The following is a 23133-nucleotide window of genomic DNA, read 5'->3' on the forward strand; positions in this document are numbered from 1 at the left end:
AACTCCTACGGGAAGGGGTGCGGGACGAGATGCAGCTGCTCCGGCCTCAGGGGCTGGGCTGTCCGCCCCGCCCGGTAGGGCGCCCACCGGGTCCGCGGCATCGACAGCACCCGCTGCCTGCGCCACCCGAAGTCGATCGGCACCAGCCCCGGAACCAGCGCGGCGACCGTGTGCAGCCCCATCGCCTGCTGCTCCGGCGTGGTCTGGTCGACCGCCACCGTGTCGAACCCGGCTGCGGCGAGCAGGGCGACGATCTCCCGGGCGGACCTGGCGAGGTCGGTGACCGGTTCCCGCCCGGCGGTCCAGTCGGCGAACGCCTCATCGAGGGGGGTGCGGCGGGTCTGGCGCAGCCAGTGCTCGGCGTGCCGCGCCATCTCCGGCATCCCGAACAGCAGCGCGTGATGCTCCAGCTCGCTGACGTGGTCGTAGTCGGCGACCATGCGCTCGACGTGGTCGCGGGAGGCGGCCACCCGGTCGGCGAATCCGGTCACGTAGGACGCCACCTCGCACACGGCGGCCCTGACCGCGTCGGCCGGGTCGAGGGACGCGCCCCCGGCGAAGCAGAGGCGCCCCAGCCCGCCGTCCCGCCGTACGGCGACCGCGCCCACGGCCGGCACCTGCACATCGGCGCGGATGTCGAAGCAGCGGAGGTCGTAGCCCTGGAGGTCGACATGGGCGCGCATCTGCTGGACCAAGGGGTGGTCCACCGTGTCGAGATCGATCTCCGGAGGGGTGATCCCCGCGTACCAGCTGATCAGGAAGGCGTCGCGTTCGACGAGTTCGAGCAGGCCGTGCAGGACCGCCTCGGTGACCGAGCTGCCCGACGCGCAGCCGTTGGAACACTCCTGGACGGTGTTCCGGTGGTTCGTGCGGTGGTCCAGGTAGTACACGAGCTGCTCGGGCACCAGGACCGCCCGGTCATCGCGGAGTGACCATCCCCAGACCCAGGGCACGGAGGGGTTCTCGTGCCACGGCACGTACTTGTCGACGTGCGACAGGTAGAAGGCCGGGTCGTAGAGCCCGCACTCCTCCATGGGGACGTGCGGGGCGTCCAGTTCGGTCACCCGCGCCCACCGGGCCACCTCGACGCGGCGAACCCGCTGACCCGCGTCGCGTTCCAGCCCTTCGAGCGCGCCGAGCAGTTCGCTGCGGCCGTAGCTCTCGGCGTGGCCGCTCCAGTACATCTCGTGCAGGCCGTACTTGCTGCGGGCCAGGAAGCGGCCGGTGACGGGGGCGGTTGCGGTGGCGTGGTAGACGCGCAGCGGCGGTCTGCCCAGCATCCCGCACACCGGATTGGCGAGCGCGTCCATCGGCAGCCCGAGGTCCTCGGGCGCGCGCGAGCGCGTCGCGCCGGGGCGGGCGGCCGAGGTGGGGGCGAGCAGGATATGCGCGTTCTCCGCAGTGTCCGGCTCTGGCGCCGAGCAGGCCTCGCAGGAGGAGTCCTTGAGCAGGCTGAAGCGGTCGATCCGCGCGGTGAGCAGGTCGATCTCCCACACGGGCTGGGTCGGCGCGTCCGGTACGGCGTTGCGCCCGGCCGCCTCGATCAGCGCGGCGACGATGGCGAGCACATGCGGGCCCGGTACGGTGACCGCAGAACGCACGACCCCATGCGGTTCGTCGAGGGCCTGCCGCTCCACCATGGGCCGGCACCCCGTCCAACGGCGGTCGAGGCAGCGGGAGCACGGGCCGCCGCCGGGCGTGGCGGCCACGATCATGGTCATGTCGTGGCGCCGGACGCTGACCGAAGCCCGCCGCGCGTGCCCGGGGATCGTGAAGTGATCGGTTTCCCCCGGCACCCCGAGCGTGGCGATGTCCACCGCGCCACAGCGTTCGGCCACCGCGTCGGAGAGGACCGACGCGATGTGGTCCCGCAGCACGGCGGCGGCCGGCTGGGCGGTGGTCTCCTCTGTCAAGCTCGTCAATGGACGCGGACCTTCCGTGCGGAACGGGCTGATGGACTGCTGCGGGCCAGGGCCCTTGGCCCGCAGGGTTCAGTTGTGGATCAGCCGCAGCTGGACGTGCTGGTGCTGCACGAACAGCAGCTGGAGGTGCTGCACGAACAGCAGCTGGAGCAGCTGCAGGACGAACTGGTGGCGGCCATGTCCATGGCCGGGTCGATGGTGTCGACCACCTCGAAGGTGGCCGCCTCAAGCTCAAGCAGCTCGAGGCCGAGCGTCTTGCTCATCCGGTGCCTTTCAGGTCAGTGCCGGCTGGACGGATACGCGGCTCAGCCGCCGCCGCATCCCGTGCTGGTGCTGGTGGAGCAGCAGCTGGACGTGCTGCACGAGCAGCAGCTGGAGCAGCTGCACGACGAGCTGCACCAGCCGGCGGCGTCCTGGCCGACATCGCTGATGTCGGCGATCTCGAACGTCGCGGTCTCCAGGGCCAGCAGTTCATCCCTGAGCGCCATGGTCATTCACCTCCTTCCCGGGGGAATTCGCCCCAGGGCCCAGCCGGCTGGTCACTGCGACAAGCCGGTCCCGCGGAACAGCAGGACCCTGGTGACAGTCGTGACCCCGGCCAGGTCGGGCGGGGTGAGATCGACGGCCCCGGCCCGCAGGCCGGCGGCGCGCAGCCGGGCGACGACCAGGTCGTGATCAACGGGCTCGGCCGGGACGTCCTCCGCCGCCGTGAGGGAGAAGCCGTCGAGAGCCGGGGCGGCGGGCAGGCACGGCCCGGTCGCCCAGCCCGTCGGCGACCCGGCGAGCTGGCCTTCGCCCACGAGGGCGAGCAACGCGGACTCGGCCGCGTTGAGCCAGGTACTGCCCGCCCGGGCTAGGAGTTCTTCCCGCGCGCCGTCCCGCACCAGCACGATCGCGACCGGTACGAGGCCGTGGGCCTGATGGAACACCACCGAGCGGCCGTCCTGACGCACCGCGTCCACCAGCATGGCCAGGCGGGTGAGCTGCTGCGGCTCCGCGCCCTCGACCTCCGCCGGGTCGTCCACCCGGGCGGCCCGGATGTCGCCGCGGGCGACCGCCGCGATCGTGTACGCGCCCGCCGCCCCGAACAGCGCCCTGGACAGGGCCACCTGCGGCGTGTCCCCCGCCGCCGCCCCGACCAGGTCAGGCTCGAATCGGGCGTTCCTACGATCCCAGGGACCCGCGAGCACGGCCGCGCGCGGAATCGCGAGCGAGCCCCCGGCCAGGTCGGTTCCGGCCACCAGCGGGTCGTGGCTGAGCGGAGCGCCGCCGAGCCAGGTCTGTAACCGCTCGGCCGCGACGACCTCGGCGCCCGGCATGGCCGGAGCCAGAAGGCCGCATCGGCGCTGGATGTTGAGGGCGTACCGCAGGGCCGCTTCCTCAAGGGCCGCCACCCTGGCTTCGAGCAGGGTCTCCGAGCCGAACGCGACGATCGGCGCGGGATCGGCGGCCGGTGCGATCAGGGCGGAGACCTTGACGGGGATCTGGGAGAGCGCGTCGTCGTCGAACGCCCGCATGATGCCGACCGTGCCGGCGACCACGCGCTCGAAGCGCTGGTAGGCGCGCTCGACCGGCAACATGTCGGCACCATCGTCCTCGGGAACCCGGTACACCGGCTCGTGTGGCGAGGCGGGATGGGCGACGACGCGCTCGATCCCGACGGTCAGGCGGTCCGGATCGACGATCACGACGGCGTCGTCGAGGTCGCAGGCGATGCCGCCGGTGAGCGCCTTGAACACCTCGAAACCGGCGATGCTGACGGCGATGGACACCGCGGTGCCGGGGAGCGCCGCAACCGGGCCGGCCGCGCCGGCGCCCGCACCGGCCGCCTGCCACACGTCCGGGCTGCCCGGTATCCCGTTGTCGCTCATCCGCAGGACGGCCGAGTAGGCGCACGCGCTTTCGCCGTGCTGCCACGGGCCGAGCACCAGGCGGTCCCCGATCCGTACCAGCGGGACGAAGGCCGCACCCGCCGCCCTGGCCCGCTCGGCCAGGTCGAAGAGCGCGGGCGACGGGCGGTCCGCGGCGATCAGGCAGACGACGTCGGCGCCGGACACGCCCGCGGCCGAGCCGACCAGGACCGCCCCCGGAGCGGCGCTGCCGACACCGTTGGCGGTCAGCGCGTCCGCCAGCGCCGCCGCGTGGGCGGGGTCCTCGGAGACCACCAGAACCCGTGCCGTCGCGGCACGGAGAAAGCCCGTGCCGTCGTCGCCGTGCTGCTCAAGCAGGGCGATCTGGCCGGAGAACCTGGCCCGGAGCTCCGGATCCTGGAGCGCGTCGCTCTCTGGCACGTCGGTGATGACCCCGCGGGCGGCCAGCATGACGATCAGGGACCGGACGCTCTCCGCATGCGCCGGGGGCAGCCCGTCCAGCAGGTCGCTCAACCTGGTGGAGCCGTCGAGATGCGGCAGCAGCGCCGACAGGTAGCGGTAGGCGCCCGCGCCCCTGATGACGAAGCCGTCACCGTGCCCGCGCACGTACACGCCGTCCTGGGTCTCCAGGAACGCCATGTCGGTACGCATCCGTGGACGGACGACGACGGGGATCTGGGTGGTCAAGACAGCCTCCCGGGTGCGGTGCTCGGCGTCAGGTGATGTCACGGCGGCGGATGAGGACGGTGGCGACCGCGAGCCCGGCGGCCGTGTAGGCGAGCAGCACGGCGCAGGCGACGGGACCGCTCATGTACTCCCCCACGCCCACGGCGCCCCCCTCGCTCAGGGAGGGCACGCCCAGCGCGGCGACCAGGGAGCCACTGGCCGGACCCAGCAGGACCGCGCGTACGGGTTCCAGCGCGGGTACGACCCCGGCGAGGCCGGACAGCGCGTTCTCCAGGCCGAGCGTCCACACCAGGCCCACGCCGAGCGCCGTGCCGACGCCCCGGAAGATCACGCCGAGCGCGGCCCCGAGGCTCAGCCAGGCGACGGAGATGAACACCGCGACGCCGAGCGACGCGGCGACCGCGCCGGCGGCGGGCCAGGTGAGGGGCTGCCCCTCGACCAGCGCGACGACGACCGAGGTCACCATCGACGCCGCCAGGGCCGCGACCGCGATGACGACCACGACGACGGCGCCGGCCAGGACCTTCGCGAGCACGACCTGGGTTCGGCCAGGACCTTGGGACAGCCGGGCCGGCCACGTCCCCCAGCGGTACTCCGGCCCGGTGACGAGCACGCCGAGAATCAGCATGATCGCTCCGCCGAACAGGGGATAGCTGCCCGCCGCGGTGGTGTGGGCGGCGGAGGGCAGCAGCAGGTCCAGCAGCGCGGCCCGGTCGGCGGCCTTGGTCACCGGGTCCAGCGTGGCGTAGACGATGTAGGGGACGCCGAAGCCGAAGGCGACCACCAGCACGATCCAGGTCCCGCCGACCACCAATGGCGCCAGGCGTTTGCGCATCAGCAGCGCCTCGGCGGCGAGCGCGTTCCTCATGTGCCGCTCCTCACCGGGTGGTGGTCTCCGGTCAGCGCGAAGAACACCTCTTCCAGGGACCGGCGCTCGCGCCGTACCTCGTGCACCTCGACGCCGGCCTCGACCAGTGCCCGGACCAGCGCGGGGACGCCGGCCCCGTCCAGTTCCAGCCGCCAGGACGAATCGTCCCGGGTGGCGCCGGACCAGGCGTCGTTCGCCTTCAGGACCTTTTCCGTCAGGTCCGCCGGCTGGGCCTCGAGGACGACGGTCCTTTCTCCGGCCCGTGACAGCAGCTCGGAGACCGAGTCCTCGGCCACGACCTCACCCTTGTCCAGCACCACGACGCGGTCGCAGACCTGCTGGATCTCGCCGAGCAGGTGCGAGGAGAGCAGGACAGTCGCATGGGCCGCCATGTCGCGGATCAGCGAACGCATCGCGGCCGTGCCCTCGGGGTCGAGGCCGTTGGTCGGTTCGTCCAGGATGAGCAGCGACGGTTCGCCGAGCAGCGCGCCCGCGACACCCAGTCGCTGCCGCATCCCGAGGGAGTAGCCGGTTACCCGGCGGTCGGCTGCCCCTTCCAGGTCCACCACCCGCAGCACCCGGTCGACCTCCGCGTCGGGCAGCCCGCGAGCCCGGGCGAGCACCTGAAGGTTCACGCGCCCCGACAGATGAGGGACGAAAGCGGGCGATTCAATCAGGGCACCGATCCGGCGCAGCGTCCGTGGGTCCCCTGGCGGCTCGCCGAGGACCCGGACGGTGCCCGCGTCACTGCGTACCAGGCCGAGCAGGATTCGCATCAGCGTCGTCTTGCCCGCGCCGTTCGGGCCGAGCAGACCATAGACCTGTCCTGGCTCGACCCGCAGCGTCACGCCGCGCACCGCCTGGACCGCACCGAACGCCTTCGTCACGTTCGCCAACTCGACCACCACAGGGGCGGCGGTGGTGGAGCCCGGCCGCACGTCCTGGTGATCCGTCATACCTGCCGCGCAGTTCGCGGGCTCATGTCAACCACCCATTCCTCAGCACCAGACATCGGCTGAGGGAATAATTCGCCGAGCCGCTCCCCGCATGCTCCCGACGCGCTCCCCGGTAATCGGTCGGCGGCTGTTTCCTGCGCCGCGATCACCTCAGGCCGGCCGAGCGAGAGTGAGGCTTCGACAGCAGGCGGCTGGCCTGCTCCCCGGTCTCGTAAACGAAGTCGTACTGGCGGTCGATCAGGAGCGTCAGCTGTGCGGTCTTGGTCGCCTTCACATAGCGGTGGACGAAGTGCCCCAGAGCCCAGCCGATGAGGCCGAGGGCACCCAGCGGAATGGACAGCGGAAGCAGGTCGGCGTTGAGCGCGAAAACGGCGCCGGCGAGGCAGGCGGCCCCGGCGGGCGACGCCGACGCCGACGGCCGCGGCGGTCGCCGTCGTGGTCTTCGCCCGCTCCATGTTCCAGATCGCGGTGAGCGCGGCGTCGCACTTGCGCTGGAGTTCCACGAGCAGCGGCCGGTTCTTGATGCGACGATCTCGCTTCAGCTTGAGTGTGACCGAGCCGGTGGTGGACGGGTTCGCGTCCTCCACGATCCAGCCGAAGTTGCGGTAGCTGTCCTTATCGAAAGTGGGGGCCGGGGGTGGGGATGCACGGGTCAGAGCTTGCCAAACGCGACTCCCGTGACACCGGGCCCATAACCACCGAAATCGGATACACAGATGCAGACTTCGCAATCAGCGATCGGACCCGCGAACGCCTCGCCGACGCCGTCCCGCCCAACACCCGCCGCGCCTACACCCGCCAATGGAACCTCTTCACGACCTGGTGCGCCCAGCACGGCCGCCTGGCCCTGCCCGCCACCGCACAGACGCTCGCCGACTACGTCACCCACCTGTGCGACGCCGGGTACGACCCCAGCACGATCGAGCAGGCCCAAGGCGCCATCCGTTCCATGCACCGCGCCGCCGGGTATCCCGGCCAACCCGACTCGGCCGCCGCCCTGGTCGTGCTACGCGGCTACCGCCGCGACCGCGCAGCGACCGGCCGGGCCGCCCAGCGGGAGGCACCCCCGGTCACGATCCCCGTCCTGCGCGCCATGACAGAGGCGTGCGACCTGTCCACCCGGGCCGGCGTCCGCGACCGCCTGGTGCTCATGCTCGGCCTGGCCCTCATGGGCCGCCGCAGCGAACTCGCAGCCCTGCACCGCGGCGACGTCAGCGAGGCGGCCGAGGGGATCGAAGTCCTGGTGCGCGCCAGCAAGACCGACAAGGACGCCCGCGGGGCGATCATCGCCATCCCCCGCGGCACTCACCCGCTGACCGACCCAGTCACCGCCTGGCGGGCTGGTGCGCCGTCCTCGATGAGGACGACCAGCATGACGGTCGCCTGCTGCGCCGCATCTGGGCGGGCGGACGGCTCGGCCCGAGCCTGTCGGATGTCGCGGTCAACACCATCGTCAGGGGTCTGGCAGTCGCGGCCCGGGTGCCTCGGGCGGATGAGTACACCGCGCACAGCCTGCGCGCCGGGGCGCCACCGTGGCGTACGCAGCCGGGGTGCCGGTCTCGGTCATCGCCAAACACGGCCGGTGGGCGATCAACTCTCCGGTGCTGCTGCGTTATATCCGCGCGGTGGACCGGTGGCGCGAAAAGATGAGGGGCGTCGGACTGTGATCATGGAGGACAAATAGACGAATTGTCCCTAGAAACGTGGGAAAAGCTCGAATGGGTGGACGAATTCCACGTCTTGCCCGCCCACCTCGCCCTGCTGCGCCACGCGAACACGCACCTGCTGCAGACCGGCGAAGGCACCGCCCCCGGCCTCAGCGCCAAACGCCCATTCGGGAACGGCAGCGTCTATGACGACATCGCGCGCATCGTCGACGGCCGCACCGACGGACGGCACGACCCCGCCGACGAACCCCGCTACGCACGCCTGTACGGCGAACTCGGCCTCGTCCTCGGCGTGCTGCTCCAGGCCGAGCAGTTCGAGCCAGGAATCTACATCCGGGCGCAAGACGGATGGAGACCCGTGGGCTGACCCCCGGGAAAGCCAGCCGAGGAAAAGCGACGAGAGGCGTTGAACGATGACGGAAATGTACGACCCGAGCCCCTACACGGTGTGGCGCGCCATCGCCGACACCGACCAGTTCGAGGTGCTGCCCGAGCACCTCGCCCTGCTCGGCCGCGCCCGCAGCGCATGGGAAGGACACCGGGAGACGGGCGCGCCCGGCCTGGACCACCGGCGCCCGTTCGGCGGGGACGACCCGTACGAGGACATGGCGGCGATCCTCGGCGACAACGACGAGGACCGGCACGCGCGGCTTTTCGGCGAGCTCGGCCTGGTGCTCGAAATTGTCCTCCAGGCCCAGCAGTTCAAACCGGGGCTGTACATCCGGGCAGCAGACGGATGGAGACTTGCCGGCTGACCATGGGGAAGCCAACCGCAGGAGGCCAACTGCGCTGATCCAGGCGTGGATCGCTCAATGGGAAGTCGGCCTGTCCGGCCTGTAGCCGGACAGACCCACCTTGGACGGCTTGAGATCCTTTACGGAATGGTGCACGCCATGTATGGCTGCAGCTCCGCAGCGGCTAGCACTTGGCCCGACCCCGCTCCTTCCCGGCTTCGTAGCCATGGCCGTAAGCCATGTTCTGAATCTCAGGCGTCAGCGCGCGATGGTGGTGAGAATGCAGGTCGTTGCACGAGGCTAGCCCTGCCTCGTATCCGTCGTCGTAGCCTTGCGCGCACTCCTTGAGGGCGGCCTCCGCGAAGTTCTGCCTGCACGTGGGCGGTGCCATGTTCGAGGTGGGCGTGAGGTGACTGTTGCCGGCGCTTGCGGAGGTCGGAGCGGCCGTGGCTTGTGCGGTGTCGACCGTCCCGAACGCTAGGGCGGCGATCAGCGGGCTGGCGAAGAGTAGACGTTTTCCGCGCATCTTCGTCTCCTTCCGGCGCTATCTCGGCCAAGGTGATCCGGTCGAGGAAATAGCGCCTGGAAATGGCTCAAGAGAGCCGATCTCATAAAGGCAAGGTGAGTTGTGAAGGTCTCCACCTCCTTTCTAACCTGTCGTTCCTTCCCAGCATGTGAGTGGATTTCTGTGCCCGTCTAGACGTTTGACCTCGATCTAACCCCGATTTTCGGGGTTGGCCGCGAATCTTCGACTACGTGACTAAACATGAGGGGGCCATTCCCGTTTAGCCGGGCAGAGGCGTTTGGGTCGCGTGGTAATCGGTTTGCCCCAGGCTGGCAGCAAGTGAAATGCCCGTCCCCGGTCGGTCGAGAGCGGGCCCTAGTCCTTGGCGTAGATCGGCACGTCGTCATCAAGCGGGCCGGTCAGCGCGTGCAGCCAGGCCAGCGCCGCGCGGGCGGGCCGCCGCTGGTAGCCGCGTAGGTGCGGCACCCCGGCGGGGGCGGGTTCGCGGCTCATCCGCAGCCAGTATCCGGCGTAGGCGGCCGCGTAGCCGGCGAGCGTCTCCCAGGCGGGTTGACGGCCCGGAAAGGCGATCTTGAGTGCCTGGTCGGGGTCGTGCCCTGCCATGATCAGATGAGGGATGAGGTCGGCGTGGTCCTGCCAGGCGGCGCCTCGGGTGGCGTGCGCCCAGTCGACGAGCAGCACCCGGCCGCCGCTGATCAGCATGTTGTCGGCGCGCAGGTCCCCATGCACGAGGGTTTCCCCGTCGGCGTCATCGAGCCACAGGGTTTCCACTGGGCGAGCACGTCGATCCCGTATGGGCGTGCCTCATCGAGGTCGCCCCCGGCGGCCGCCATGGCCTGCCAACCGTGCAGCCAGCGGCCCCGCGCCTCAGCCGAGGTGGGAACCTCGCGTGCCGGGCTTGGGGTGAGCACGGGCCCGGCGGCGGCGACCGCGTCGACCACGAGCCGCACGTCGGGTGAGCGGGGCGTCAGGTCGGGGTGACGGCCGGCGATCGCGGCGAAGCACAGCACCAACCAGCCGTCCACCTCGGCTGCCCATAGCAGGCCAGGTGCCGGCGTGGCCGCTGGCAGCCTCGCCGCGACGGCGGCCTCGTGCCGGTAGGCGGCGGCCAAGGGGTGGCCGGCCTGTACGGCCTTGACGAACACATGCCGGGTGGGCGCGCCGACGCCGAGCCGGAGGCGGGCGGCGACCCCGGGGGTGAAGCCGCCGGTCTGATCGGCGACGTCGGTGACGGGCCCGCCGAGCCGGTCGGCGATCGCGTGGCGGACGTGTCCGGGCAGGCTCGCCCACTGGGGGCGGACCGCCACCAGTGCGTCGGCCAGCAGCTGGCCCGGGTGGAACTGCAGATCGTCTACGGCACCCTCTACAAGCGCATCCCGACCCTCGAACTCGCCACCGAGTTCGACCGTCTCACCTTCAAGCACGACCGACTCGCCTACGGCGTCTACGAACTCCCCGTCACCTGGTGACACCCCGAGGCCACACCTCCGCCACCGTGCTCCGGCGTCGAGCGGGCCTCCGAATTCACAGAAGTGAGGATTTGCCATGAAAAAGATCATCTGTGTTGCCGCACTCGCCGCGACGACCGTGCTCACGACCGCCGGCACCGGTTTCGCGGCAGACTCCACCGGCAAGGAGCAGGTCAGCCACCAGTGCTCGTACCTCGACAGGCAGGCCACCCGCCAGGACTGCCACCCGGAGGACGGGAGAGCCTGGGATCACAACCTCGACTGCCGCAGGTACTCGAATGTGATCGTGTGCGGGAAGCTCCGGCTCAGCAAGCGCCAGATCGTGTGCCTGCGCGAATCCATCCGGTGCGGCATGAGCTACCGCCGCGCCGAGGTGGAGTGCTCCGCCTTCGTTTGTCGTGCATGACCGTCATCGTCAGCCACGAACTGCCCTTTAACCGCACCTACGTCTACACCGCGTCGGCGGTGGACGGCACCTGGACCAAGCGGTCGCGGATCAACAACTGCTACTACGACGCCGGGCTGCTCATCGACGACAACGACACCATGTACGTCGCCTACGGCAACACCACCATCAGCGTCGCGCAACTGTCCGCCGACGGCCTCAGCCAGGTACGCGCCCAGCAGGTGTTCAGCACGCCGTCCAGCGTCGGCACCCTGGAGGGGGCCCGCTTCTACAAGCGCAACGGCTACTACTACATCTGGCTGACCCGCCCCGCCAACGGCCAGTACGTGCTCTGCTTGACCAGCCCGTTCGGCCCGTACGAGATGCGCCAGGTCCTGCTGGACATGCCCGGCCCGATCTCCGGCGGCGGGGTGCCCCACCAGGGCTGCCTGGTGCAGACCCAGAACGGCGCTTGGTACTACATGGCGTTCGTGGACGCCTACCCCGGCGGCCGGATCTGGCTGCGGGCCAACGCCGACGTCCGCCCGGGCTCGGGACGGCAGGCGCGCTTCTCCTACAGCACGGACGGCGTGAACTTCACCGCCCTCGGCTCCGCGTTCGCCCTGAACAACTCCTGGCGGTTCTTCATGGGCTACCGATTCGGGATCTTCAACTACGCCACCCAGGCCCTCGGCGGCTCGGTGACCGTACGACGGTTCGACCTGACCACCCCATGATCACCCACACCTGATCAGAAAGAGGACACCGGGTGAGGGCCTCCGGTGCGACGGGTTTCGCCGCACCGGAGCGCGCTCATCGAGGGATCAGCTCACGTCCTGGTCCATTTCTGGTTGTTGCCGCCCCAGCAGGAGTACAGCTGGAGCTGGGTGCCGTTGCCGGTGCCCGAGTTGACGGCGTCCAGGCACAGGTTGGACTGAACGTTGACGATGGTGCCGTCGGAGTTGATCCGCCACTTCTGGTTGTTGCCGCCCCAGCAGGAGTAGATCTGCACGACGGCTCCGTTGCCGGAGCCGCCGGCGTCCAGGCACTTGTTGCCGTACACGCGGAGTTCCTGGGCGGAGGTGTAGGTCCACTGCTGGTTGGAGTTGGTGTGGCAGTCCCACAGCTGTACCCGGGTGCCGTCGGTGGTGCTGGAGTTGGGTACGTCCACGCAGCGGTTGGAGGCCACACCCCTGATCTGGCCGCTGCCACCACCGGTGGAAGGAGTCGGTGTGGGGGTTGGCGTGGGAGTGGGGGACGGTGTCGTGGTGCTGTCCAGGCCGAAGAAGCGGATCGCGTAGGCCGCCATTCCGGGTCGCGGCAGGTCATGGCCTGCTCCGTTGACGGTGTACGCCTCGACCTGGCCGGAGCCGAAGACCCGCCTGGTCCACCCGGACTGCGGGCTGTTGGTGGAGGTGGGGGTCTGGCTGATCCCCCACACGTTGGTCCACTGGTCGACCTCCTCCTGCAGCATGCTGTAGTTCAGCACGTTGTCGGCGGTGCCGTGCCAGGCCGTCACGCGGGGCCGCGGTCCGGTGTAGCCGGGGTAGGCGTTACGGACCAGGTCGCCCCACTGCTGGGGCGTCTTGTCGCCGCACCCGGCGGGCCCGAGGCAGCCGTAGGGCACCCCGGAGAACGGTGCGCCGGCTTTGAACACGTCCGGGTAGGTCGCGAGCAGGTTGTTCGTTTCCATCGCGCCGGAGGAGAAGCCGGTGGCGAACACCCGCTCGGGGTCGCCGTTGTGGCGTTGCTGGACGTAGTTGACCATGGAGACGATCGAGACAGGGTCGCTGCCGCCACCGTGGCGCAGGGCCTCGTTCGACCAGACGTCGAAGCAGTTCGAGAGGCCGTTGGCGCTCTTGTTCGCCTGCGGGTAGACGACGATGAAGCCGTACCTGTCCGCCAGCGAGGCGAACTCGGTGCCCTGGTAGAAGCCCTGAGCCGTGCCGTTGCAGCCGTGCATCGCCACCAGTACGCCTGGGCGGGGTGCCACGTTGTTGGGGACGTACAGGTACATCCGGATGTTGCCGGGGTTGGCACCGAAGTTGGTCACCTCGGTCAGGCTCGCCGCCGACGCCTGCGGCGCGGACGCCACCAGCATGGACAGTCCCGTGACCATGGCCGCGACACTGGCACCGGCGAGTTTCCTGATATGGCGTTTCATCCATCCGCCTTTTCTTGGGAGGCCGCGCTTCATCGCGGTCGAATCGATAGAGGTCGCATCGCGGGCAGGAGACGAGTGCCCGGCCGTCGCCGGACAGGCGCGTCAGGAAAGAGCGAGGGGTCCCACTGAGGGTGAATGGGGGTGGGTTCGGCGACCTGCCGTTTCTGGGGCCTGTAAGCCCTGGGAGCCCGCCGTGGTACCGAGCCGTCGTAGCTGACGTTGGTCACGGTGACCTGGCTGCCGCCAGCCGTCTACGAGACGTTCGAGCTCGGTACGTTAGCCTCGGCTTTGCCGATACCTCAGCACTCGTCAATGAATGCCGCGAGATAGCCGTGCCCTGCGGGCAGACATATGACGTCGGCCCGGATTGCACGGATATTTGGCCACAGCACGTAGGGTGCCGCAACTGTTAACGCTCACATTCGACTGTTGGTGGGTCTCCTCTCCATCCGGCGGTCGGAGGCGGTGTGGGGCGGAGCAAATACGAGGGAGAGAGCCACTGTCAAGGCGTCCACGCATGTTCGCGTCGACTGCGTGGCAGCTGAGGGCGGCTTATCTGGCGTTATCGGGAGCGAATGCACCTCCCCGAGGAGCGCCCGTGATGAAACTTTCAGCTAGGCCTTGTCTACCTAACAGCGCAGATCAGCGAAAATTTCCGCCTGCCGTACCGGCGTGTAGGGCCGGTGTTACAAGCTCAGCACCGGTGATTTTCCGAAACTTTTCAGAACAGTCTTGACAAGTTTCGGGGACGTTTCCAAACTGACTCTCCGAGGCGCTCTCCCCTGCGGGGTGATGCACAGGCAGGGGGCCGCCGTTGGCGACGCTCTGGTGGTGTGCGTCCCCTGGCGAGGGGCCGCGGCGTCGTTTCGCGGGGCGCCCATATTCCCCTTTCTCCCGTTTTCCACTGATTCAGTTATGGAGGTTCAGGTATGAGCGCAATCGCCATACCCCCACCTGGAACCCGGCTACGCCGGTCCCTGGTCGCCGGCGCGGTCGGCGTGTTCGGCGTGGTCGCGGCGCTGGTGGTGCCGCTTCCCTCCAACGCCGCGGCGAGCACGCTGGGCGCGGCGGCCCAGCAGAGCGGCCGGTACTTCGGTACCGCCATCGCCGCGGGCAGGCTCGGCGACTCGGCGTACACCACGATCGCCAACCGCGAGTTCGACATGGTGACGGCCGAGAACGAGATGAAGATCGACGCCACCGAGCCGAACCGGGGGCAGTTCAACTTCACCAACGGCGACCGCGTCTACAACTGGGCCGTGCAGAACGGCAAGCGGGTACGCGGGCACACGCTGGCCTGGCACTCCCAGCAGCCGGGCTGGATGCAGTCGCTGTCGGGCAGCACGCTCCGTCAGGCGATGATCGACCACATCAACGGCGTGATGGCCCACTACAAGGGCAAGATCTACGCCTGGGACGTGGTCAACGAGGCTTTCGCCGACGGCAACTCCGGCGGCCGGCGCGACTCCAACCTGCAGCGGACCGGTAACGACTGGATCGAGGTCGCGTTCCGCACCGCGCGAGCCGCCGACCCGGCCGCCAAGCTCTGCTACAACGACTACAACATCGACAACTGGACCTGGGCCAAGACCCAGGGCGTCTACAACATGGTCCGCGACTTCAAGTCGCGCGGCGTGCCGATCGACTGTGTCGGCCTGCAGTCGCACTTCAACAGCAACAGCCCGTACAACAGCAACTACCGCACGACCATCTCCAGCTTCGCGGCCCTCGGTGTGGACGTGCAGATCACCGAGCTGGACATCCAGGGCGGCTCGGCCACCACCTACGCGAGCGTGGTGAACGACTGCCTGGCGGTGGCGCGCTGCGCCGGCATCACCGTCTGGGGCGTGCGCGACAGCGACTCCTGGCTCGGTTCGGGGAGCGCCCCGCTGCTGTTCGACGGCAGCGGCAACAAGAAGGCCGCCTACACCTCGGTGCTGAACGCCCTCAACGCCGCCAGCCCGAACCCCTCACCCCCGCCGACCCCAACGCCCACGCCCACTCCTTCCACCGGTGGTGGCAGCGGCCAGATCAGGGGTGTGGCCTCCAACCGCTGCGTGGACGTACCCAACTCCAGCACCACCGACGGCACCCGGGTACAGCTGTGGGACTGCCACACCAACTCCAACCAGCAGTGGACCTACACCTCCGCCCAGGAACTGCGCGTGTACGGCAACAAGTGCCTGGACGCCGGCGGCTCCGGCAACGGCGCGGCGGTACAGATCTACTCCTGCTGGGGCGGCAACAACCAGAAGTGGCGGATCAACTCCGACGGCACCATCGTCGGAGTCCAGTCCAACCTGTGCCTGGACGCCGTCAACGCCGGCACCGGCAACGGCACCCAGCTCCAGCTGTACTCCTGCTGGGGCGGCAACAACCAGAAATGGACCAGGACGTGAGCTGATCCCTCGATGAGCGCGCTCCGGTGCGGCACGACCCCGCCGCACCGGAGGCCATCGGCTCAAGTCACCGCGCTACGTGGTTCCGGCCTTTTTTGGGGGGGAGGTGCTGGCGCGAACGATCAGGTTTGTGGCGAATTCGATTCGGTCCTGCGAGAGAGGCTCGTCGCTGGCCAAGGTCACCACCATCCTGGTGGCCGCCGCCGCCATCTCGGTGAGTGGCTGGCGGATCGTGGTCAGCGGGGGGATGGCCCAGCGCATCGAGGGCATGTCGTCGAAGCCGATGACGCTGAGGTCCTCGGGGATGCGCAGCCCCAGGCCGTGGGCCGCGTGATAGACGCCGGTGGCCTGGCCGTCGTTGCAGGTGAAGATGGCGGTGGGCGAGTGGGGCAGGCGCAGCAGCCGGCGGGTGTGGATGAGGCCGTCCTGGATCTGGAAGTCGCCCTGGCAGATCAGGTCGGGGTCGACCGGCAGCCCGGCCGTGTCCAGTGCCGCGCGGTAGCCGTCGAGCCGGGCCCGGCTGGACAGCGTGCCCGCGGGGCCGGTGATGATGGCGATGCGCCGGTGCCCGAGTTCCAGCAGATGGCGGGTGGCGGTGAGCCCGCCGTGCCAGTTGCCCGCGCCCACGGAAGGGATTCGGTGGCCGGGGTCGCCGGGCGGGTCCAGGAGGACGAGCGGGATGTCGCTGTTGGCGAGCCGGTCGCGCTGGAGGTCGGTCAGGCTGGAGAAAACCGCGATCACGCCGGTGGGGCGGCGGCTGAGCACGTCCTCCAGCCAGTCGGCCCCGGGGGTGTGTGAGCCTTGCAGTTCGGAGACCGCCACGGCCAGGTGGTGCTCGCGTGCGACCTGCCCGACGCCCTTGATGATCTCTGTCGGGTAGTCGCCCGCCAGTTCGTGGAAAACCAGCTCCACCACGGCGGCCGGGTTGCCACGCCGTCGCTGCCTGCGGAAACCGCGCTGCTGGATAAGGCCCTCGACCAGGGCGCGCGTCTCCGGCGCCACCGCGGAGCGGCCGTTCACCACCTTGGAGACCGTCGCCACGGACACACCGGCGAGCTCGGCGATCTGCGCGAGGGTCAGCGGCTCGGAGCCAGGTGCGGACGGCTCGTCGACGGCGCTCATGAACGCAGTCTAGTGGTCAGGCCTCAGAGGCCTTCCCCTGACAGTTTCGGTGATCATACGAAATGTATACCCGCCGTAGGGCCTGCACTGGCTGCCAGGGCAACGGGGGTTAAGACCCGGCAGGCCGGGGTCGTCGCCACTGCGGGAGACACTCGCCGACCATGAGTGAGGCCGCCCCGATCCTGTAACTTTCTCTATACAGCAGAAACTTTCTGACTTGCCGGCCGCGCACGCGGCCACCGGTCGCCTACACCGCAGCTGACCGACAGCCTCGCCAGGCAGGCGGCCGCCGACACGACACAGAACGTTACCTACCCCGGGACGTTCCGTCTCAGGAGCAACGAAGTCGCCGACGGCTGCCACGCCAACACCGCCGGACAACAATCGCTCGGCAGGCAGGCCCTGGCCTACTGGGGCTAGCCGACAATCCACACCGGCTGACAAGTCACACTCAGCGGCACCTTCTCCATGCTTGTCCGCGAGCAATGGAGAAGGTGCCATCTCGCGGGAGCCGCCGGAGTGGCCGGAATCATCATTTTGGTCGGTAATCGTATGCTGATCGGGACATCGCCGGATGGCGATCATTTCCCCGTTAGGCCGCATTCGTCTGGACGGCCTACGCACGTCATGAGAAAGGCGACCCGATGCCATGACGGCTGTACTCGACCTGGCCGGGATCTTCGTCTTCGCCATTTCCGGGGCACTGCAGGGCGTCAGGAAGCGGCTGGACGTGGTCGGCATGGTGGTGCTGGCGTTCTTCACGGCAGTAGGCGGCGGCATCCTGCGGGACCTGTTCCTCGGCATCCAGCCTGCCGCCTTCAGCAACCTGGGCTACCTGCTGGTGCCGGTGGCGGCGACGGCGGTGGTGTTCTTCTGGCATCCGCAGGTGGCCCGGCTGATGCCCGCCGTGCTGGTGTTCGACGCGGCGGGGCTGGGCCTGTACTGCGCGGTCGGCACCGAGAAGGCGCTGCTGTTCGGCCTGTCCGCGCCGCACGCGGTGCTGCTCGGCGTGTGCACCGCCGTCGGCGGCGGCATCCTGCGCGACCTGCTCTCGGGCGAGACGCCCACACTGCTGTACGACCGGCAGCTCTACGCCGTCCCCGCCATGGTCGGCGCGATCCTGATGGCGGTGTTGTCCCGCCTCGGCGTGCCGGACTACGCGGCCATCCTTTCCGCCGCCCTGCTCGCCTTCACCCTGCGGATGCTGGCGATGCGCTACTCCTGGCGGGCACCCCTGGCCAGAGGCGTAACAACGCCGGAATGAGCGCGAAATTTTCATGAACCGAAACCACGCCGACCGGCCCCGGCGCACACGTCTGACGACCTGCGCCATCAGGCAGACAGGGTCTCTGTAAATCCGACCGAATTCCGTTTTCCCTGCGAACGGAGAACGCTTTGCACCTGATGCTAACTCCCCCACCGGTCGGCCCGAATTTCGCGTGATATTGATAATCCGGCCATGGCGGCACACACTCGCGACAAAGGAGGCCTGACCCCTACTTTTGGAGCCGCAATGGACCGAGCCGTAATCGGAATTCACGGGCGCAGAAAATCGACGCTCCGGCGCATCGTCTCCGCCTCCGCCGCAGTGCTCTCCGTGGTGTTCCTCTGCGTGCCGCCCGCCACCGCCCTAGCGCTGCCGACCCCGAAGGATCTGACGGCCTTCCTCGACCTCGAATGCTTCAAGACCAACCCGTACCAGCCACCCGCCACCACGCTCACGCTCCGGCACATCAACCCCGTGCTCGCCAACCTGCCGCCCGAGACCGTCACCCTCGGCCAGCGTGAGCAGCTGTGCGTCCCGGTCGCCAAGAACAACCAGATGGCACCGTCGCCCGCGATCGACTTCATCAAGTACATCGACCTGGCCTGTTACAAGATCTCCGGCGCCACGGTGACCACGGGCCTGGTGCTCAGCCACCTCAACCCGCTGTTCCAGACCCTGCCGCGCACGCAGATCTCCATGAACACCCCACAGCAGCTGTGCGTGCCGGTCATCAAGAACAACGTGGTCCCACCCGCCGAGGTGCTGTCGCTGGTCAGCCACATCGATCTCAAGTGCTACGGCATCACCCCCAACACCTCGCTGAACGCGCAGTTGTCCCTGCGCCAGCTCAACCCCGTCCTGACCTCGACGATCCCCACGCACAGCGTGCAGGTCCTCTACGCCCGCCAGCTGTGCGTCCCGGTGCAGAAGGCCGGCGACAACATCCCGGCCGAAGTGTTCAACATCGTCCGGTGGATCGACCTGGAGAAGTTCGACCTCACCACCTCGGTCGTGCTGCCCACGGTCACGCTGACCCTGCGGCACATCAACCCCGTCCTGGCCGGCCTCCCGGCCGAGCAGGCCACCCTCACCGGCCCCAGCCAGCTGGCCCTGCCGGTCGCCAAGAACGGCAACCTCCCGCCCGGCTGATCCCCGGCGACGATCCAGAGCCCTTCCCCCGTGCCGGTGGAGGGGCTCTGGCGTTAAACCCCGATATTTCAAGGCTATTGTGGTTTTTAATCGCCAGACGTTTAACCGTTTGAGCAGAATCCTTGGCTTTGGACGTGCACAGTGGAATGAAATGGCGCCTACCAGAGAGAAATGATCAATGGCGGCTGTCGACGAAGGAGGCATCGCCGTTGCTCGTGAGCGCTTTTTCGCCGACGAAGCCGTCGGGCACGGGGTGCGCAATCGGGTACTGATGTCATGGCAGCGGTGTCGGAGCCTGGGCCTCGTGCCCGAGCACGCGCCCTACTTGTACCACCCGGACGTTGACATGAACGGCAGGCTCGTTCATGCCGCCCTGCCTGTGCTCGATCAGCTTGAAGCTCAGATCTCCGGCATCGACGTCAGCGTGTTGCTCTGCGACGAGAAGGCGAGGATCCTGCAGCGCCGCGTCGGAGAGTCGGCACTTCTGAGATCGCTCGATGAGCTGCCGGCGCTGCCCGGCTGGGGGTGCCCCGAGCAGATCGTCGGCACCAACGGCGTCGGCACCGCACTGGTCGAGCGGCGTCCCGTCCTCATCCGGGGGCCGGAACACTTCGCGGAATCGCTGCGGCTGCACGCGTGCGCCGGCGCTCCCATCCGCGACCCGATCAGCGGCCGCATCCTGGGCGTACTGGATCTGACCTGCCTGGACCGGATCGCCCACCCGGCCATGCTCAGCCTGGTCGTGGACGCCGCCGCCCGCATCGAACAACGCCTGCTTGAGCAGACATCCGAACGGGAACAGATGCTGCTCCGGGCGTTCCTCGACGCCACGCATCGGGCGGGCGTCCTACCCGCCGACCTGTTGCCGTCACACGATCGGCTCCGCCTGCTGGAGAAGGCCACGGAGTTGATCTCCGTCGGTCATGTGGGGATGGCGATGGTGCCGCTGTCAGGGAACCGCGCCGCGACGCTGCGCAGCTTTCCGGTCGACGATCCGGGCGGGGTGAGCGGCATCGCGGTGGAGGCCGTCCTCGACGGCGGGCCGCCCAGGTACGTGGCATCCAGCGATCCCGGGGACGGGACGCCACCGGCGAAGACCGGCCCGCCGTCGCTCGACGCCGTGCTGAAGGCAACCGCCCCGGCAACCACGCCCGCCGCATCGGCCCCTGCCGTTCCCGCGGAGGCCGCCACGGACAGATGGCTGCTGGCGGTGAGCGAGCCGAGCATCGGACGGCTGGCGCTACAGGCGCGGGAACGGCTCGCCCTGCTCTGTGAGGCCGGCGCCCGGATCGGCACCACCCTGGAGGTGACCCGGACCGCCGAGGAACTCACCGAGGTCGCGGTCCCGCGGTTCGCCGACCACGCCGCCGTCGATGTGTCCCCCGACGTGCTACGCGGCCGGGAGCCGTCCAGCCTGGGTGCGGGGCTGCTCCGCATCGCCCTGGCCACCGCCCAGCGGGAATCCTGCCTCCAGGGGGTCGGTTCGCTCCTCCACCTGCTGCCGTCCACCCCGCAGGCGCACTGCCTGGCCATGGGTCAGCCCGTGCTCGAGTCCGGGCCGGACACCGCGTTGGAGGAGGGCGAGCAGGGCGTGGGCTCGGTCATCGCGGTGCCGATGCGGGCACGCGGCGTCACCCTCGGGGTGGTCAGCTTCTACCGCGCGCCGCACACCGACGCGTTCGAGGACGACGATGTGACCCTGGCCGCCGAACTGGTCAGCCGCGCGGCGGTGTGCGTGGACAACGCCCGCCGCTACACCCACGAGCACGCGATGTCGCTGGAGCTGGAACGCGCCGCCGCGTCGTTGAAACAGTCGCTGGACAGCCAGCGGCACTTCACCGCCGACGCCTCCCACGAACTGCGCACCCCCTTGGCCGGGCTCCGTACCCAACTGGAGGAAGCTCGGCTCCATCCCGACGAGACCGACCTGGCGGACCTGCTTGACCGCACGCTGGGCGATGTGGGCCGACTGCAGGCCATCATCACCGACCTGCTGCTGCTCGCCCAGATCGGCGCCATTCCCCCCAGTGCGCTGGAGCGCGTCGACCTGGCCCGCCTGGCGGAAAGCGAGGCGGCCAGGCGGCTCGGCGACCGCCACACCACCCATCTCGACCTGACGGGCGAGGTGACGGTCGACGCCGTCCCCGCCCAGCTCGTCCGCCTGCTGAGCAACCTGGTCGACAACGCCCACCGCCACGCCGCCGGCAGCGTCACCGTGGCCGTCCGCCGCGTCGGCGACCAGGCGGAGCTCACCGTCACCGACGACGGCCCCGGAATACCGGAGGCCGAACGCGACCGCGTCTTCGAGCGCTTCGCCCGCCCGGACACCGCCCGCGGCCGCCGCCAGGGCGGCACCGGTCTCGGCCTGGCCATCGCCCGGGAGATCGCGCACGCCCACCACGGCACCCTCCACGCCGAGGAAGCGTCCCCGCACGGTGCCCGCTTCGTGCTCCGCCTTCCCCTCCCCGAATAGGGCCATCGAGAACGGGAAGGGGAAGAGTCCAGGCAGCTCAGAGGGGAGCCAGCCATGATTCAAGGCAAGACCATCGCGTTTCTCGTCGCACCGGAGGGCACGGAGCAGGTCGAGTTGACCGAACCGTGGCAGACCATCATGAACGCCGGGGGCACGCCCCGGCTGATCTCCACCCGGGAAGGCCGGATCCAGGCGTTCAACCACCTCGACCGTGGCGACACGTTCCCGGTGGACGCCACCGTGGATGAGGTCGAAGCCGCCCAGTTCGACGGGCTCGTCCTGCCAGGCGGCGTGGCCAACCCGGACTACCTGCGCACCCGGCCCGAAGCCGTCCGGTTCGTACGGGCGTTCTTCGACCTGGGCAAGCCCGTCGCGGCGATCTGCCACGCACCGTGGACGCTCATCGAGGCCGAGGTCGTCCGGGGACGCACGATGACCTCGTGGCCCAGCCTGCAGACCGACCTGCGCAACGCGGGCGCGACCTGGCACGACCAGGAGGTCGTGGTCTGCACCGCGGCCCCGTCGAAACTGGTCACCAGCAGGATGCCGGATGACCTGAAGGCGTTCGGCGAGGCGGCGGTGGAGGCGTTCGCCTAGCGGGTCACGCCGAGTAGTCGTAGAAGCCTCGCCCGGACTTGCGGCCGAGGCGCCCGGCCTCCACCATGCGGCGCAGCAGCGGCGGCGGCGCGTGGTGCGGCTCGGCGTATTCCGCGTACAGCGACTCGGCGACGGACAGTAGCGTGTCCAGGCCGACCAGGTCGGACAGGCGGAGCGGGCCCATCGGGTGGGCACAGCCCAGGGTCATGCCGGTGTCGACGTCCTCGGCGGTGGCATGGCCGGCCTCCACCATCCGGATGGCCGACAGCAGGTACGGCACCAGCAGCGCGTTGACCACGAACCCGGCCCGGTCCGGCGCCTCGATCGTGGTCTTGCCCAGCTGATCGGCGGCGAAGGCGCGGGCCCGGGTGAGGACGGCCGGGTCGGTGAGGATCGACGGGATGACCTCGACCAGCTTCTGCACGGGGGCGGGGTTGAAGAAGTGCAGGCCGATCACCTGGGCGGGCCGGGTGGTGGCCTGGGCGAGCCGGGCGATGGGGATGGAGGAGGTGTTGGAGGCCAGGATCGCGTCGGGGCGCTTGACCACCCGGTCCAGCTCGGCGAAGAGCGCCGCCTTGAGCTCGGGGTTCTCGGTGGCCGCCTCGATGACCAGGTCGCGGTCGGCGAGGTCGTCCAGCGCGGTGGTGTAGGTCAGCCGGCCGGCCGCCGCGTCGAACTGCTCCTGGGTGATCTTGCCGCTGTTGAGCGCCCGCCGCAGGGAGCCTTCCAGCCTGGCCCGGCCTGCCGCCAGGGCGGCGTCGTCGATCTCGCGGACCACGACGTCCAGACCGCCGCGGGCGCAGACCTCGGCGATCCCGGCGCCCATGAGTCCACAGCCGATCACGCCCACCCGGGTGATGTCGGTCATTCTGGTGGT

At 69.4% G+C, this 23133-nt stretch carries 21 protein-coding genes; 11 read left to right on the forward strand and 10 right to left on the reverse strand.

What is annotated here, in order from left to right; genetic code table 11:
- Positions 1-5 precede the first annotated feature (5 nt).
- From KIP79_RS16065 to KIP79_RS16080, 4 genes are all read right to left on the reverse strand, one after another.
- Entirely contained in the window at positions 6-1922 is a 1917-nt protein-coding gene (locus tag KIP79_RS16065) for a TOMM precursor leader peptide-binding protein (protein WP_214105610.1), read from the reverse strand.
- 539 nt (positions 1923-2461) lie between these two features.
- On the reverse strand, positions 2462-4480 hold the full coding sequence (locus tag KIP79_RS16070; RefSeq protein ID WP_214105611.1) for a YcaO-like family protein: 2019 nt from the start codon (positions 4478-4480) through the stop codon (positions 2462-2464).
- Between the two features lie 28 nt (positions 4481-4508).
- Positions 4509-5348 (reverse strand): ABC transporter permease subunit, encoded by an 840-nt coding sequence (locus KIP79_RS16075; protein ID WP_214105612.1) that lies wholly within the window; start codon positions 5346-5348, stop codon positions 4509-4511.
- A complete protein-coding gene (locus KIP79_RS16080) occupies positions 5345-6304 on the reverse strand; it encodes an ABC transporter ATP-binding protein (RefSeq protein ID WP_214105613.1) in 960 nt (319 codons plus the stop codon). Before KIP79_RS16080 ends, KIP79_RS16075 begins: the two co-directional genes overlap by 4 nt.
- Before the next feature lie 643 nt (positions 6305-6947).
- On the opposite strand from KIP79_RS16080, the gene KIP79_RS16085 reads away from it, so the two are divergent.
- The 3 genes from KIP79_RS16085 to KIP79_RS16095 are packed head-to-tail and all read left to right on the forward strand — an operon-like array spanning position 6948 to position 8726.
- Positions 6948-7988, forward strand: coding sequence for a tyrosine-type recombinase/integrase (locus KIP79_RS16085; RefSeq protein ID WP_214105614.1), 1041 nt, complete (start codon positions 6948-6950; stop codon positions 7986-7988).
- 38 nt (positions 7989-8026) lie between these two features.
- Positions 8027-8338, forward strand: a complete 312-nt coding sequence (locus KIP79_RS16090; RefSeq protein ID WP_214105615.1) for a hypothetical protein — start codon at positions 8027-8029, stop codon at positions 8336-8338.
- Between the two features lie 46 nt (positions 8339-8384).
- On the forward strand, positions 8385-8726 hold the full coding sequence (locus tag KIP79_RS16095; protein ID WP_214105616.1) for a hypothetical protein: 342 nt from the start codon (positions 8385-8387) through the stop codon (positions 8724-8726).
- Positions 8727-8889: 163 nt separating this feature from the next.
- Here the strand turns inward: KIP79_RS16095 and KIP79_RS16100 are convergent, their stop codons facing one another.
- The 3 genes from KIP79_RS16100 to KIP79_RS16110 form a co-directional block, all read right to left on the reverse strand.
- A complete protein-coding gene (locus tag KIP79_RS16100; protein ID WP_214105617.1) occupies positions 8890-9231 on the reverse strand; it encodes a hypothetical protein in 342 nt (113 codons plus the stop codon).
- 354 nt (positions 9232-9585) lie between these two features.
- Positions 9586-9960, reverse strand: coding sequence for a phosphotransferase (locus KIP79_RS16105; RefSeq protein ID WP_214105618.1), 375 nt, complete (start codon positions 9958-9960; stop codon positions 9586-9588).
- Positions 9927-10538, reverse strand: coding sequence for a hypothetical protein (locus tag KIP79_RS16110; protein WP_214105619.1), 612 nt, complete (start codon positions 10536-10538; stop codon positions 9927-9929). Before KIP79_RS16110 ends, KIP79_RS16105 begins: the two co-directional genes overlap by 34 nt.
- Positions 10539-10565: 27 nt before the next feature.
- Here KIP79_RS16110 and KIP79_RS48385 point away from each other — a divergent pair, with 27 nt between their 5' ends.
- The 3 genes from KIP79_RS48385 (at position 10566) to KIP79_RS16120 (ending at position 11822) form a co-directional block, all read left to right on the forward strand.
- Complete coding sequence (locus tag KIP79_RS48385; RefSeq protein ID WP_256447283.1) at positions 10566-10700, forward strand: hypothetical protein; 135 nt, start codon at positions 10566-10568, stop codon at positions 10698-10700.
- Between the two features lie 76 nt (positions 10701-10776).
- Positions 10777-11106 carry a hypothetical protein gene (locus tag KIP79_RS16115; protein WP_214105620.1) on the forward strand — a complete coding sequence of 110 codons (330 nt, stop codon included), beginning with the start codon at positions 10777-10779 and terminating at the stop codon, positions 11104-11106.
- Entirely contained in the window at positions 11103-11822 is a 720-nt protein-coding gene (locus KIP79_RS16120; protein ID WP_214105621.1) for a family 43 glycosylhydrolase, read from the forward strand. Before KIP79_RS16115 ends, KIP79_RS16120 begins: the two co-directional genes overlap by 4 nt.
- Positions 11823-11914: 92 nt before the next feature.
- On the opposite strand, the gene KIP79_RS16125 is transcribed toward KIP79_RS16120, so the two are convergent.
- On the reverse strand, positions 11915-13249 hold the full coding sequence (locus KIP79_RS16125) for an extracellular catalytic domain type 1 short-chain-length polyhydroxyalkanoate depolymerase (protein ID WP_214105622.1): 1335 nt from the start codon (positions 13247-13249) through the stop codon (positions 11915-11917).
- Between the two features lie 929 nt (positions 13250-14178).
- Between KIP79_RS16125 and KIP79_RS16130 the strand changes: the two genes are divergently transcribed.
- On the forward strand, positions 14179-15648 hold the full coding sequence (locus KIP79_RS16130; RefSeq protein WP_214105623.1) for an endo-1,4-beta-xylanase: 1470 nt from the start codon (positions 14179-14181) through the stop codon (positions 15646-15648).
- Between the two features lie 75 nt (positions 15649-15723).
- On the opposite strand, the gene KIP79_RS16135 is transcribed toward KIP79_RS16130, so the two are convergent.
- Positions 15724-16770, reverse strand: coding sequence for a LacI family DNA-binding transcriptional regulator (locus KIP79_RS16135; RefSeq protein WP_214105624.1), 1047 nt, complete (start codon positions 16768-16770; stop codon positions 15724-15726).
- 649 nt (positions 16771-17419) lie between these two features.
- On the opposite strand from KIP79_RS16135, the gene KIP79_RS16140 reads away from it, so the two are divergent.
- From KIP79_RS16140 to KIP79_RS16155, 4 genes are all read left to right on the forward strand, one after another.
- Positions 17420-18034 (forward strand): trimeric intracellular cation channel family protein, encoded by a 615-nt coding sequence (locus tag KIP79_RS16140; protein ID WP_214105625.1) that lies wholly within the window; start codon positions 17420-17422, stop codon positions 18032-18034.
- 249 nt (positions 18035-18283) lie between these two features.
- A complete protein-coding gene (locus tag KIP79_RS16145; RefSeq protein WP_214105626.1) occupies positions 18284-19186 on the forward strand; it encodes a hypothetical protein in 903 nt (300 codons plus the stop codon).
- Between the two features lie 178 nt (positions 19187-19364).
- Complete coding sequence (locus KIP79_RS16150) at positions 19365-21659, forward strand: ATP-binding protein (protein ID WP_504742113.1); 2295 nt, start codon at positions 19365-19367, stop codon at positions 21657-21659.
- 54 nt (positions 21660-21713) lie between these two features.
- Positions 21714-22256 (forward strand): type 1 glutamine amidotransferase domain-containing protein, encoded by a 543-nt coding sequence (locus KIP79_RS16155; protein ID WP_214105628.1) that lies wholly within the window; start codon positions 21714-21716, stop codon positions 22254-22256.
- 4 nt (positions 22257-22260) lie between these two features.
- Here the strand turns inward: KIP79_RS16155 and KIP79_RS16160 are convergent, their stop codons facing one another.
- Positions 22261-23124 (reverse strand): 3-hydroxybutyryl-CoA dehydrogenase, encoded by an 864-nt coding sequence (locus KIP79_RS16160; protein ID WP_214105629.1) that lies wholly within the window; start codon positions 23122-23124, stop codon positions 22261-22263.
- Positions 23125-23133: the final 9 nt, after the last annotated feature.

Source organism: Acrocarpospora catenulata (genome assembly GCF_018476525.1).
Taxonomy (GTDB): domain Bacteria; phylum Actinomycetota; class Actinomycetes; order Streptosporangiales; family Streptosporangiaceae; genus Acrocarpospora; species Acrocarpospora catenulata.